Source organism: Mycobacterium sp. NGS66 (genome assembly GCF_059812225.1).
In genome coordinates this window covers 178,105-190,520 of sequence record NZ_JCALCG010000002.1, presented here as the reverse complement: position 1 = coordinate 190,520, position 12,416 = coordinate 178,105, and the positions used below count along the sequence as shown (strand labels likewise).

11 protein-coding genes and 1 pseudogene are annotated in these 12,416 nt (G+C 64.5%); 6 read left to right on the top strand and 6 right to left on the bottom strand.

The features are described 5' to 3' along the window. Positions 1-22: 22 nt before the first annotated feature. The 4 genes and pseudogenes from AC5Y2L_RS05375 to cysD form a co-directional block, all read right to left on the bottom strand. Complete coding sequence (locus tag AC5Y2L_RS05375) at positions 23-493, bottom strand: Rrf2 family transcriptional regulator (protein WP_499932753.1); 471 nt, start codon at positions 491-493, stop codon at positions 23-25. A gap of 17 nt (positions 494-510) precedes the next feature. Beyond that, positions 511-1,239: a 3'(2'),5'-bisphosphate nucleotidase CysQ gene (locus AC5Y2L_RS05370; protein WP_499932755.1), complete on the bottom strand. Its 729-nt coding sequence runs from the start codon at positions 1,237-1,239 to the stop codon at positions 511-513. After that, the gene (gene cysC / locus AC5Y2L_RS05365; protein WP_499932757.1) at positions 1,236-3,080 is read right to left on the bottom strand and encodes an adenylyl-sulfate kinase; all 1,845 of its coding nucleotides are present in this window, start codon (positions 3,078-3,080) and stop codon (positions 1,236-1,238) included. Before cysC ends, AC5Y2L_RS05370 begins: the two co-directional genes overlap by 4 nt. Further along, a pseudogene (gene cysD / locus AC5Y2L_RS05360) lies at positions 3,080-4,056 on the bottom strand (sulfate adenylyltransferase subunit CysD). The gene cysC and the pseudogene cysD overlap by 1 nt, the downstream one beginning before the upstream one ends. 110 nt (positions 4,057-4,166) lie before the next feature. On the opposite strand from cysD, the gene AC5Y2L_RS05355 reads away from it, so the two are divergent. Both AC5Y2L_RS05355 and AC5Y2L_RS05350 read left to right on the top strand, forming a co-directional pair. Further along, positions 4,167-4,400, top strand: coding sequence for a FitA-like ribbon-helix-helix domain-containing protein (locus tag AC5Y2L_RS05355; protein ID WP_499932759.1), 234 nt, complete (start codon positions 4,167-4,169; stop codon positions 4,398-4,400). Beyond that, complete coding sequence (locus tag AC5Y2L_RS05350; protein WP_499932761.1) at positions 4,397-4,789, top strand: type II toxin-antitoxin system VapC family toxin; 393 nt, start codon at positions 4,397-4,399, stop codon at positions 4,787-4,789. Before AC5Y2L_RS05355 ends, AC5Y2L_RS05350 begins: the two co-directional genes overlap by 4 nt. A 17-nt stretch (positions 4,790-4,806) precedes the next feature. Here the strand turns inward: AC5Y2L_RS05350 and AC5Y2L_RS05345 are convergent, their stop codons facing one another. After that, complete coding sequence (locus AC5Y2L_RS05345; RefSeq protein ID WP_499932763.1) at positions 4,807-5,298, bottom strand: beta-class carbonic anhydrase; 492 nt, start codon at positions 5,296-5,298, stop codon at positions 4,807-4,809. A 371-nt stretch (positions 5,299-5,669) separates the two neighbouring features. Here AC5Y2L_RS05345 and AC5Y2L_RS05340 point away from each other — a divergent pair, with 371 nt between their 5' ends. From AC5Y2L_RS05340 to AC5Y2L_RS05325, 4 genes are read left to right on the top strand one after another with little or no spacing between them, the layout of a single operon-like run. Beyond that, on the top strand, positions 5,670-6,644 hold the full coding sequence (locus AC5Y2L_RS05340; protein ID WP_499943657.1) for an ABC transporter permease: 975 nt from the start codon (positions 5,670-5,672) through the stop codon (positions 6,642-6,644). Next, positions 6,641-7,564, top strand: coding sequence for an ABC transporter permease (locus tag AC5Y2L_RS05335; RefSeq protein ID WP_499932767.1), 924 nt, complete (start codon positions 6,641-6,643; stop codon positions 7,562-7,564). The genes AC5Y2L_RS05340 and AC5Y2L_RS05335 overlap by 4 nt, the downstream gene beginning before the upstream one ends. Continuing rightward, a complete protein-coding gene (locus tag AC5Y2L_RS05330; protein WP_499932769.1) occupies positions 7,561-9,405 on the top strand; it encodes a dipeptide ABC transporter ATP-binding protein in 1,845 nt (614 codons plus the stop codon). The genes AC5Y2L_RS05335 and AC5Y2L_RS05330 overlap by 4 nt, the downstream gene beginning before the upstream one ends. Before the next feature lie 26 nt (positions 9,406-9,431). Next, positions 9,432-11,087, top strand: coding sequence for an ABC transporter family substrate-binding protein (locus AC5Y2L_RS05325; protein WP_499943655.1), 1,656 nt, complete (start codon positions 9,432-9,434; stop codon positions 11,085-11,087). Positions 11,088-11,124: 37 nt separating this feature from the next. On the opposite strand, the gene AC5Y2L_RS05320 is transcribed toward AC5Y2L_RS05325, so the two are convergent. After that, entirely contained in the window at positions 11,125-12,384 is a 1,260-nt protein-coding gene (locus tag AC5Y2L_RS05320; RefSeq protein WP_499932773.1) for an alpha/beta fold hydrolase, read from the bottom strand. Positions 12,385-12,416: the final 32 nt, after the last annotated feature.

Sequence of the window (12,416 nt, the reverse complement as noted above, 5' to 3'; positions counted from 1 at the left end):
GCTTCCCAGCGGGTCGCCGCCATCAAGCCCCGTGCCGCTCGCTTTCCTGATCGCGATAGTCGTCGGCGAGCTTCGCTACATGCTTGGGCAGGGCGCCCGACGCGACGTCGGCCAGTGTCGTTTCTTCCAGCACCGACCGCATGCTGGCGCGCAGCGCCCGCCAGACGTCGGTCAATGCGGTCGTCGGACCGGAGTACGGCAGGTCACCCAGGCCGATGTCGCGGACGCTTGCCAGCGGGCCGTCGATGCAGCGCAATACGTCGGCAATGCTGATCTCGTTTCCCGGACGAGCCAGTTCATATCCACCGTCCCGACCGCGGTGGCTCCGGACCAAGCGGTCGGTGCGCAAGTTGGTCAGGATGTCGACGAGGAACTGCGGCGGTATGCCCTGGGCCTGGGCCAAGTCCTCGGTTTTGACCAGAGTGCCGCTGGTGGACGCGGCCAGCTGGACCATCGCCCGTACCGCGTACTCCGCTTTGGCCGACATCCGCATTTGGAGAATTCTGCCAGTCAGTCGGTGACGCTCAGCACCGCCTCGGCATACTCCGGGCGGCACACCACCAGATCGGGCAGCAGGGGGTCAGGTCGGTTGTACTGCAACGCAGAACCGTCGAGGCGCGAGGTGTGCAACCCGGCCGCGCGGGCGACCGCGACCGGCGCCGCGGAATCCCATTCGTATTGGCCGCCAGCGTGGACGTACACCTCGGCCGACCCCTCGATAACCGCGGCGACCTTCGCCCCCGCCGAACCCATCTCGACCAGAGTGCCGCCGACACGTTCGCATACTTGCAGCGCGATGGCCGGCGGACGGGTGCGCGATACCACGATCCGGGGCGAGCCCGGATAGGCCGGCGGCGGCGTGACGACGGGCGTGGCGAGCGTAATGCCCTGTGCGGGAAGGCCTACCGCGCCGGCGACGAGTTCGCCGGATTCCCACAGCGCGACGTGCACGGCCCAGTCCTCGCGGCCGAGCTCGGAGAATTCGCGGGTCCCGTCCAGCGGGTCGACGATCCAGACCCGCTGCGAGCGCAGACGCACCGGGTCGTCGGCGCCTTCTTCGGAAAGCACCGCGTCGCCGGGCCGCGACTGGGCCAGCGCCTGCATCAAGTAGTCGTGTGATCGCTTGTCCCCAGCTGCTTTTCGCTCCGACGGCGTCGCTTCGGCGAGCTCGTCGCGCACGGCGAGCAGGAGCTCACCGGCCTGCGTCGCCAGCCGCTGGGCCAGCTCGTGGTCGCTCACGACCGGGACTCGATCAAATCGATGACCTGCTGTGCCAGCTCGTCGAGCGGGTGGTCGGGGGTGAGCCGCAGGTCCGGGTTCTTCGGCCGCTGGTACGGGCTGTCGATGCCGGTGAAGTGCGTGATCTCGCCTGCACGCGCTTTGGCATACAGCCCCTTGGGATCACGCCGCTCACAGTCTTCCAGCGGGGTGTCGCAGAACACCTCGAGGAAGTCGAATCCCGCGTCGGCGTGCACTTTTCGGGCCATGGCCCGATGCTCATCCAGCGGGCTGATCGCCGGAACCAACACGACTTGGCCGGAGTCCGCGAGCAGCGTCGCGACGTGTGCCAGCCGGCGCAGGTTCTCCGCCCGGTCAGCCATGCTGAAGCCCAGGTCCGCGTTCAAGCCGTGGCGCAGGTTGTCGCCGTCGAGAACATAAGCGGGAATACCCTTTTCGAGCAGCTTCTGCTCGACCAGCATGGCTACTGACGATTTCCCGGACCCCGACAAACCGGTGAACCACACCGTCCTGCCGTGGCCGGCCCGATCTTCTGCGGTAGCCAACGACTTGTGCCGCACGGTGTTCGGGCTTGCCGTTTGCGCTGATACGTCGCGCAACACCATGCCCGCCGCAACGGTGCCGTTGGTGTCGGGGTCGATCAGGATGAATGATCCGGTGCTCGCGTTGCGCGTGTATTCGTCGAGCAGCAAAGGCACCTGTGTGCGCAGCGAGATGCGGCCGAGTTCGTTGAGCTGCAATGCTTTCGCCGTCTTGTCGCGGTGCAGTGTGTTGACATCCAACCGGTAGTCGAGCGCGGTGACCCGGGCGCGGGTGGTGCGGGTGGTGTGCTTGATGATGTAGTCGCGGCCGGGCTCGAGCACCGCATTGTCCGCCATCCAGCACACGGTCGCATCGAACTGCTGCGCGATTCTCGGCTGGTTGTTAGTACGTGCGATCATGTCGCCGCGCGAGATGTCGATCTGGTCTGCGAGGGTCAGCGACACGGCCATCGGTGGAAACGCTTCCTCCACAGGCCCACTCGGTCCGTCGATCGCGGTAATCCGGGTGGTCTTGCCGATCGGCAGCACGATCACTTCGTCTCCGGGCCGCATCACACCACTGGCGACCGTGCCCGCGTAGCTGCGGTGATCTTGGTGGTCCAAGGTGTGTGGCCGGATGACGTACTGAACCGGGAACCGCACGTCGACCAGGTTTCGGTCACCGGCGATGTAGACCTCTTCGAGATGCGACAGCAGCGCGGGACCCTCGTACCACGGCGTGTGATCGGACTTGGTCACCACGTTGTCGCCGTGCAGCGCCGAGATCGGGATGGTGGCCACGTCCTGCACGTCCAGGCGCGCGGCAAACGCATGGAACTCGTCGCGAATCGCCTCGAATTTGTCTTTGTCCCAATCGATTAGGTCCATCTTGTTGACCGCCAGCACCACATGCTGGATGCCCAGCAGCGATGCCAGGAAGGCGTGCCGGCGAGACTGTTCCAACAGGCCGTGCCGAGCATCGACCAGCACGATCACCAGTTGAGCCGTGGACGCCCCGGTCACCATGTTGCGGGTGTACTGGATGTGTCCAGGGGTGTCGGCGATGATGAATTTCCGCTTCGGAGTCGCGAAATAGCGGTAGGCGACGTCGATGGTGATGCCTTGTTCGCGCTCGGCCCGCAGGCCGTCGGTCACCAGGGCCAGGTCGGTGTAGTCGTGGCCGCGTTCTTTGGACGTGCGCTCCACCGACGCCCACTGATCTTCCATCACCGCCTTGGAGTCATAGAGCAACCGCCCGATGAGGGTGGACTTGCCGTCGTCGACGGAACCGGCTGTCGCAAGCCGCAATAGTGTCGTCATCAGAAGTAGCCCTGCCGTTTGCGGTCTTCCATCCCGGCTTCCGAGATCCGGTCGTCGGCTCTGGTTGCCCCGCGTTCGGTCAGCCGGGCCACCGCGGTCTCGGCGATGACCTCCGACACGGTGGCGGCGTTCGACTCCACACAGCCGGTACAGGTGACATCGCCGACGGTGCGGAACCGCACGGTAGCCTCGAACACCCGCTCGTCGGCGCGTGGCTGCATGTGCCGGTGGACCGCCAGCAGCATGCCGTCGCGCTGAAAGACCTTGCGGCGGTGCGCGAAATAGATCGACGGCAACTTGACCTTCTCAGCGCCTATGTATGACCAGATGTCGAACTCGGTCCAGTTGGACAGCGGGAACACCCGGATGTGTTCGCCCTTGTGATGCCGCCCGTTATAGAGATTCCACAGCTCGGGCCGTTGCGACTTGGGGTCCCACTGTCCGAATTCGTCGCGGAAGCTGAACACCCGCTCCTTGGCGCGGGCCTTCTCCTCGTCGCGGCGGGCGCCGCCGAATGCCGCATCGAACTTGTTCTCCCGGATGGCCCTCAGCAGCGTGACTGTCTGGATGGGATTGCGCGACGGGATGGTTTCCACGACACGGCCGGCGTCGATGTCATCCTGGACGGAGGCGACCACCAACCGCACGTTTGCGGCTTCGACGAGTTCGTCGCGGGTGGCGATGACCTCGTCGAAGTTGTGGCCCGTGTCGACATGCATCACCGGGAACGGCAGCCGGCCGGGCCGAAAAGCCTTGAGCGCCAAGTGCAGCATGACGATGGAGTCCTTGCCGCCGGAGAACAGCAGCACCGGCCGCTCGAATTCGGCCGCGACCTCCCGAATGATGTGGATCGCCTCGGCCTCGAGCGAGCGCAGGTGGGTCAGTTCATATTGCCCGGCCGCGGGGCCGGCTTTTGCGTCGACGGTCATCGGCTGGGCTGCTCCGCATTCCTGATAATTCTGGTAGAACTGGCCATATTTACTGTTATTGCCGTATATGGAATCAGGCAGCGCCGTCGCTGTCAACGGCGAACGGTCGCGGCCCAGCTGGTTGCGGATATGCAGCGAATAGCAGCATAATGCTGCCATGGCGGCGATCACCATTCGCGATGTACCCGACGACACCCGCGATGAGCTTGCTTCCCGGGCTGCACTCACTGGTCGCTCGCTGCAGGAGTACCTGCGTGCACAGCTGATCGAGCTGGCCCGCCGGCCCGATGCGGAGGTGGTGCTCGCAAAGATTCGCGACCGCAAGCACCGCGTGGGCAGCCAGCTCTCGGCCGAGTCGATCCTCGGCCACCGCGATGCGGATCGTCGATGACCCTTGTTGTCGACGCCAGCGTCGTGGTAGCCGCCCTCGTCGACACCGGTGCGATCGGACAATGGGCAGACCAACTGCTCGCCTCGGACGACCTCGCCGCGCCCCACCTCATGCCGGCGGAGGTGGCCAACATTCTGCGGCGTGCCGCCCTGGTCGGCGAGATCTCTGCCGACACAGCGGCGTTAGCGCACGCGGACCTGCTGACTCTACGAGTCGGGCTGTTCGCTTATGAGCCGGTCGCCGCACGTGTGTGGGAGTTGCGGGAGAACGTCACAGCATACGACGCCTGGTACGTCGCGCTGGCCGAATTATTAGGAGCGCAGCTTGCGACGCTGGACAGCCGACTGGCGAACTCTTCCGGTCCACGCTGCGGGTTCAGCACCCCGTAGCCGACGTAGAGCAGCAGCTACAGGCTTACCTCGTTGAGCTTGCCAGTGGCAACGTCGAAGACAAATCCGCGCAGCGACACGTGCTTGGTGACGAACGGACTGTTTTCGATGCGGCGCAGCGACTGCCGGACGTCCTCCTCGACATCGGGAAACGCTTCGGCCGCCCACGGCGGTTTCAGCCCGGTTTCTTCCTGAATGCTGCGCTTGAAGTCGTCGTCGGTGAAGGTGAGCATGCCGCAGTCGGTGTGGTGAATGAGGATGATCTCCCGGGTCCCGAGCAGCCGCTGGCTGATCGCCAGTGAGCGGATGGCGTCGTCGGTGACCACCCCACCGGCATTGCGGATGACGTGAGCTTCGCCCTCGTTGAGGCCGAGCAGACGGTAGACGTCGAGTCGGGCATCCATGCAGGCGAGGACGGCGACGTGTTTGCTCGGCGGCATCGGTAGCGGACCGTTGAAGTTGCTCGCGTATTGGGCGTTGTTGGCCAGGTAGTCCTCGGTAACCGTCACGCAAGGCTCCTCGAAATCACGGGATGGAATTTGCTAGACATATGGTTGGCGCGGTGGATTTTAACAATCGAGTGCTGGGATTTCATGGGTCTTGATCATCCGGATCTGAAGCATCTGCCGCCACTCGTGGCGATCGCGAGCGCGGCGCCAGCCGGGCGATGGGGGCACCCCCGCGAAGCTGGGGGACGGGTCGCCACCATCAGACCCGTGGCGATCGCGAGCGCGGCGCCAGCCGGGCGCTGGGGGCACCCCCGCGAAGCTGGGGGACGGGTCGCCACCATCAGACTTCGAGCGTTCGGCGACGTTGGCCGGGCTAAGCGGCCGCACATCTTTTAACCTGTCCCAATGCGACGCGTGCGGGGCGGTCAGGCATGATTCGCTTTCTCGTGCGTCGGCTGCTCAATTACATCGTCCTGCTGCTGTTGGCGTCGTTCCTGGCCTTCTGCCTGGCCTCAGTGAACTTCCATCCGCTGGACACTTATATCCAGCGGCACCCACCGCCTTCGCCAGAAGCCATCCATGCCAAAAAGGTTGAACTTGGCTTGGATAAACCCTTACACGTCCGATATGCGAGATGGGCGTCCGGTGTGGTCCGCGGCGACTTCGGCAAAACGGTGACCAGCCACCCGATCTCCGACGAGCTGTGGCATCGGATCGGGGTCAGTCTGCGGCTGTTGGTGACCGGTTCGGTTTTGGGCGCGGTAATCGGAGTCATCGTGGGGGCCTGGGGAGCCATCCGTCAGTATCGGCTGAGCGACCGTGTCATCACCATGTTGTCCTTACTCACCCTGAGCATTCCGTCCTTCGTCCTGGCGGGCCTGCTCATTCTGGTAGGGCTACGGGTGAACATGCTCACCGAGACGCAAATCTTCCAGTACACCGGTGAAACCGCACCGATTCCCCCCAGCGGCGGCTTGGACAGGCTGGTCGACCGCGTGCAGCACCTCGTATTGCCAACCCTGACCTTGGCCCTGCTCTCAATCGCGGGCTTCAGCCGCTACCAGCGCAACGCCATGCTGGACGTGCTCGGCGAGGATTTCATCCGAACCGCACGTGCAAAGGGTCTGACCCGGCGGCGCGCGCTGTTCAAGCACGGCTTGCGGACGGCGCTGATTCCACTGGCCACATTGTTTGCCTACGGATTCAGCGGCCTGGTCGCAGGTGCGGTCTTCGTCGAAAAGATCTTCGGCTGGCACGGCATGGGCGAGTGGTTCGTGCTAGGTGTCTCGACTCAAGACACCAACGTCGGCGCCATCACGGTGTTTTCCGGGGCGGCGGTTCTGCTTGCCGGCCTGTTGTCGGACGTCTTCTATGCGCTGTTGGACCCGAGAGTACGGGTGACATGACCGTTCAAGAAGCTACCGCGGAAGTCAAGTCTGGTCTCCACCCGGCGGCATTCACCTCGCGGCGAAATCTGTTGGTACGAAGGTTCACCCGCAACAAGCCCGCGATGGTGGCGGTGGTTCTGCTGGTAGCGGGGTTCATCGGCTGTTACGCCCTGCCGCCGCTGCTCCCCTACGACTACAACCATCTCGACTACGACGCGCTGCTGCAGCCGCCGTCACTCAAACACTGGTTCGGCACCAATGCGCTCGGTCAGGACCTGCTGGCCCGGACTTTGCGCGGGATGCAGAAGTCGATGCTGATCGGATTTTGCGTGGCGCTGATCTCGACCACCCTTGCCGCCACCGTGGGATCGGTGGCCGGTTATTTCGGCAGCTGGCGTGACCGAGCACTGATGTGGCTGGTGGACCTGCTGTTGGTAGTGCCGAGCTTCCTGTTGATCACCATCGTCGCCCAGCGAACCAAAGGGTCGAGCAACATTTTCTGGCTCATCACTCTGCTGGCGATCTTCGGCTGGATGGTCAGCTCGCGGATGGTACGTGGCTTGACGATGAGCCTCAGAGAACGCGAATTTGTCCGTGCTGCAAGGTACATGGGCGTTTCGAGTCGACGGATCATCGTGCATCACATCGTGCCCAACGTGGCCTCCATCCTCATCATCGATGCGACGCTCAATGTCGCGTCTGCGGTCCTAGCCGAAACCGGCTTGAGTTTCTTGGGATTTGGTGTTCAGCCGCCCGACGTATCGCTGGGCACTTTGATCGCCGACGGCGAGCCTTCGGTCACCACCTTCCCGTGGGTCTTCCTGTTTCCGGCCGGTGCGCTGGTGCTGATCGTGTTCTGCGCCAACCTCGCCGGCGACGGACTGCGCGACGCGCTGGACCCTCGCAGCCGTCCTCCGCGCCGCAAGAGGCGACGGTGACGGCCCTGTTAGAGGTGACGGACCTGAGCGTCACCTTTGAGACCGGCGACGTTGCAGTGTCCGCGCTGCGCGGCCTGACGTATCACATCGATCCGCGCGAAGTGGTAGCGATCGTCGGCGAATCCGGTTCGGGCAAAAGCACCGCGGCAATGGCAACAATCGGACTCTTGCCCGAGTACGCGGAAGTGTGTGGATCGGTGCGTTTGCAGGACGAGGAATTGCTCGGAATGTCCGACCAGGCGATGTCACGAATCCGCGGAAACAAGGTCGGCACCGTATTTCAGGATCCGATGTCGGCGCTGACCCCGGTCTACACAATCGGCGACCAGATCGCCGAAGCGATAAGGGTTCATCACCGCGAGACCAGCCGAGCCGATGCGCGCAAGCGTGCCGTTGAGCTACTGGAGCTCGTAGGTATCGCGCAGCCCGCGAGCCGAGCGAGGGCCTTCCCGCACGAGTTGTCCGGCGGTGAGCGCCAAAGGGTCGTGATTGCGATCGCCATCGCCAATGATCCGGATCTGCTGATCTGCGACGAACCAACCACCGCGCTGGACGTCACCGTGCAGGCGCAAATCCTCGACCTCTTGCGGACCGCGCGCGATGTGACCGGCGCCGGCGTGCTGATCATCACCCACGACCTGGGTGTGGTGGCCGAGTTCGCCGACCGCGCAATCGTCATGTACGCCGGACGTGGTGTCGAGATCGCCTCCGTTGACGACCTTTACCGCGACCGCCGGATGCCTTACACGGTCGGGTTGCTGGGTTCCGTGCCGCGGCTCGACGCTCCCCAGGGCACCCGGCTGATCCCGATCCCGGGTGCGCCGCCGACAATGTCGTCGCTGTCTGCAGATGAATGCCCATTCGCCCCCCGCTGTCCACTGGTGATTGACCGATGTCGTTCGGCGGAGCCCGATCTGGTCGTCGTCGGCAACGGCCACCGGGCCGCCTGCATTCGCACCAACGACGTCGCGGGACGCAGCGCCGCCGAAATCTTCGAAGTATCAACTCAACCGCCCTACATCGATAGCGGCGCCGAAGAGCCCCGCCCGGTGCTGCGGATCACCGATCTCGCCAAAACCTACCCGCTCACCAAGGGTGTGGTGTTCCGCAGGCGGGTGGGTGAGGTTCGCGCGGTGGACGGTGTCAGTCTCACCCTCGAGCAGGGCCGCACCCTGGGCATCGTCGGCGAATCCGGCTCCGGCAAGTCGACAACGCTCAGTCAGGTCTTGGAACTTAAAACACCGCAGGCGGGGTCCATCGAGATTCTCGGCACCGACGTCTCGTCGCTGAATAGGGCCGCCCGCCGGAAGCTACGAACCGAGTTGCAGGTGGTATTTCAGGACCCGGTGGCCTCGCTGGACCCCCGCCTGCCGGTGTTCGAGGTTGTCGCTGAACCCTTGGTGGCCAATGGCTTTGACAGGCAGCAGTGCGAGGAACGGGTCGCCGAGCTACTGTCGGTCGTCGGGCTGGACCGCGGCGACGCCAGTCGCTATCCCGCGGAGTTCTCCGGCGGGCAGAAGCAGCGGATCGGCATTGCGCGGGCACTGGCGCTGCAGCCGAAGATCCTTGCGCTCGACGAGCCGGTCTCGGCGCTCGACGTATCGATTCAGGCCGGCATCATCAACCTGTTACTTGACCTGCAGGACCGCTTCGGCTTGTCGTATTTATTTGTGTCGCACGATCTTTCGGTGGTCAAACACCTAGCTCACCGGGTGGCGGTGATGTATCGGGGAACGATCGTGGAGCAGGGCGACGGCGATCAGGTGTTCAGCAATCCGAAGCACGAGTACACGCAGCGACTGCTGGGTGCGGTTCCGCGGGCGCGACCCCAGGGAGATTGATGTCGCCAGTGGTTAACATCGGGCGGGTGAGGCGCTCGAAACTTGCACTGCTGGTGCTGACGGCTGTTTTGGTTGTGACCGGCTGTTCGGGCGGTTACCGAGACATCGTCGACGCGCATGCGGCGCGGATCGGCACCACCAGCGACATCAACCCTCAGGATCCGGCGACCCTACGGAACGGCGGCAATCTCCGGCTGTCGCTGACGATGTTCCCGGATAACTTCAACGTGTCAAATATCGACGGCAACACGGCGGCCACCGGTTCGGTTGTCGGTCCCACACTGCCTGGTGTCTTCATCACCAACGCCGACGGCTCACAGCGGCTGAACACCGATTACTTCACCGACGTCGAGTTGACCGGCACTAACCCGCAGGTCGTCACTTACACCATCAATCCGAAGGCGATCTGGAGCGACGGCGCCCCGATCACCTGGGAGGATTTCGCGGCTATGGCCCATGCCTGCAGCGGCCGCGACGACCGGTACTTGATCGCAAGCAGCTCCGGTTATGAACGGGTGAAGTCGGTGACCAGAGGGGTCGACGACCGTCAAGCGATAGTCACCTTCGACAAGCCCTACTCCGAATGGCGCGCGCTGTTCGGCGGATTGCAACCGCACACCATGACGGAGAACCCGGAGGTGTTCAACAAGGGCCAACTCAACGGGCCCGGCCCGTCAGCTGGGCCGTTCATGGTGTCCACGATCAACCGGACTGCGCAGCGTGTCGTGTTGACCCGCAACCCCCGCTGGTGGGGGGCCAAGCCGCGGCTGGACTCCGTCACGTTTCTGGTGCTCGATCCCCTCGGCGTCATCCCCGCCCTGCAAAACAATGCGATCGATGCGGCCGACGTGGGTTCACTCGCGGATATGGTCACCGCCCGCCGCACCCCGGGCATCGCGATCCGAAGCGCACCGGCCCTGGAGTGGTACCACATCACCTTCAACGGCGCGCCCGGATCCATCCTGGAGGATCCGAGGCTGCGGCTCGCGATTAGCAAAGGCATCGACCGCCAGGCCATCGCCAACGTGGTCCAACATGGTCTCACCCCCCATCCGGCGCCGCTGAACAACCACATCTTCATGGCGGGTCAGCTGGGCTACCAGGACAACAGTGCGCCGGCCGCGTACAACCCCGAGCGGGCCCGCCAAGAGCTCGACGCGTTGGGCTGGAAGCTCAATGGAGCGGTGCGCGAAAAAAACGGCAAGCAACTGGTCATTCGTAATCCCTTCTACGATCAGGAGTTCCGTCGGCAGATCGGGCTGGTTGCCCAGCAGAACCTGGCGCAGATCGGGGTCAAGCTGGTGCTCGAGCCGAAACCGGGGACAGGGTTCTTCAGCCAGTACGTGGACACCGGCGACTTCGACGTCGTCGTATTCGGCTGGGTAGGAGGTGGTTATCCATTGTCCGCGCTGCGTCAGATATACGCCTCAAACGGTCAAGGCAATGCCGGCAAAATCGGTAGCCCGGAAATCGACGCCAAGATCGATCAGGCGTTGTCCGAGCTGGACCCGGACCGAGCCCGTGCCCTCGCCAACGAGATCGACCGGATGATCTGGCAGGAAGGGTTCAGCCTGCCGCTGTTCCAGTCGCCCGGCGACGTCGCTGTACGAAGCGATCTGGCGAACTACGGCGCGTTTGGATTGGCCGACGTGGATTGGACGACGGTCGGATTCGTTCACTAGCCGGCGCCGAGCTAGTGCCGAGCAGACGCAAAATCGCCTAATCCGCACCGGATTCGGGCGATTTTGCGCCTGCTCGCCGTACTAACGGCAACGCGCGCTCGGCGGTGGCGGCCACCCGAATTGCCTTCCAGAGCAAACGCATTGCCGGGTGCTCGGGAAGCGCGTCCAACGCCGAGGCCCGCTCGGCGAGCCCGTCGAACTCACCGCGGCACACCGCCTCGGCGACGGCAAGGGCGGCGGCCTCACGAAAATCCAATGCGCCGTGCGCCATTGTCGGCAGGCGCAACAGCACCGAGTTCGGCACCAGCGATGCGATGCGCTCAGCCACCGCCGGCGGTGTGACGAGGTCGCGGCCACCGGAGATCACCACCGTTTGCCATCCGAACTTCGGCATCTCCGCGGCCAGGTCATATGGCTCGGCCTCGAAACTCGCTGAGCCAGGCATCATTTCGCGCATTGCGACGGCAGGGTCGAGCGGTAGCCCGTCTGACTCGGGCGTGTAGTCGAGTTCGCGGAGCGCGATGCGGCTCACCAAGTCGGTTTCAAACCGGTACGGCGCCTTGCGAGCCAGCATGGCCTCGAGGCGAACCATGCCCTGCCACAACATGTTCCGACCATCGAGCAGCAAGTCGAGTTGACGATCGAGCAGATCGGTCCCGCCGTAGCCGTAGAACCGCGCGGCGATCTGACCGCCCGAAGGGGTCAGCACACCGTCGTCGACCAGCCGGCGCACCTTGGGTGCCAGCGCGGCGGTTTCCGGCTCGTCGCCGTGCAGCAGCAGTCGTCGAATGGCGTCGCGGACGTCGGCGATGTCATCGCGGGACAGTAGCGGGGAGTCGAGGATCATCGCGTGCACCCGAGCGGGATGACGGACGCCGAGACCGGCCGCGATGTAGGTGCCGTACGACGTGCCGTAGACGACGGCCGAGTCCACGTGCGCGTCGTCGAGCACCGCGGCGACGTCGTCGACCACCTGATCGACGGTGAGCGCTTGGGGTGGCAGGTCGGCTCCGGTGTCGCCGTGCCGCGACATCCCGACACCGCGATGCTCGATCATGATGACGTCCAGACCCGCAGCCGCGAAGCGCCGGCGCAGTCCCTTGTACAGCCGCATGGACGCCACTCCCGGGCCGCCGGGGAGGATCACCAAGGGGTGGGCGGACTTGCGGCCGGTGCGCACGTAGTAGAGGTCGAACTCGTCGGCGCTGCCCGGCGAGACGGGCCGACGCACCGGCCGCACGCCCGGCATGCGGGCCAGCTTGTCGTGCGCCCGGCGCCGTTTGGCGTTCATCGTCATCGGTTGCCACCGGTCATCACGCCATTGTGCCG

Excerpts from the sequence above, each read along its gene's own strand:
- AC5Y2L_RS05375 (WP_499932753.1), bottom strand. The coding sequence starts at position 493 with ATGCGGATGTCGGCCAAAGCGGAGTACGCGGTACGGGCGATGGTCCAG.
- cysC (WP_499932757.1), bottom strand. The coding sequence starts at position 3,080 with ATGACGACACTATTGCGGCTTGCGACAGCCGGTTCCGTCGACGACGGC.
- AC5Y2L_RS05355 (WP_499932759.1), top strand. The coding sequence starts at position 4,167 with ATGGCGGCGATCACCATTCGCGATGTACCCGACGACACCCGCGATGAG.
- AC5Y2L_RS05350 (WP_499932761.1), top strand. The coding sequence starts at position 4,397 with ATGACCCTTGTTGTCGACGCCAGCGTCGTGGTAGCCGCCCTCGTCGAC.
- AC5Y2L_RS05340 (WP_499943657.1), top strand. The coding sequence starts at position 5,670 with ATGATTCGCTTTCTCGTGCGTCGGCTGCTCAATTACATCGTCCTGCTG.
- AC5Y2L_RS05335 (WP_499932767.1), top strand. The coding sequence starts at position 6,641 with ATGACCGTTCAAGAAGCTACCGCGGAAGTCAAGTCTGGTCTCCACCCG.
- AC5Y2L_RS05320 (WP_499932773.1), bottom strand. The coding sequence starts at position 12,384 with ATGACGATGAACGCCAAACGGCGCCGGGCGCACGACAAGCTGGCCCGC.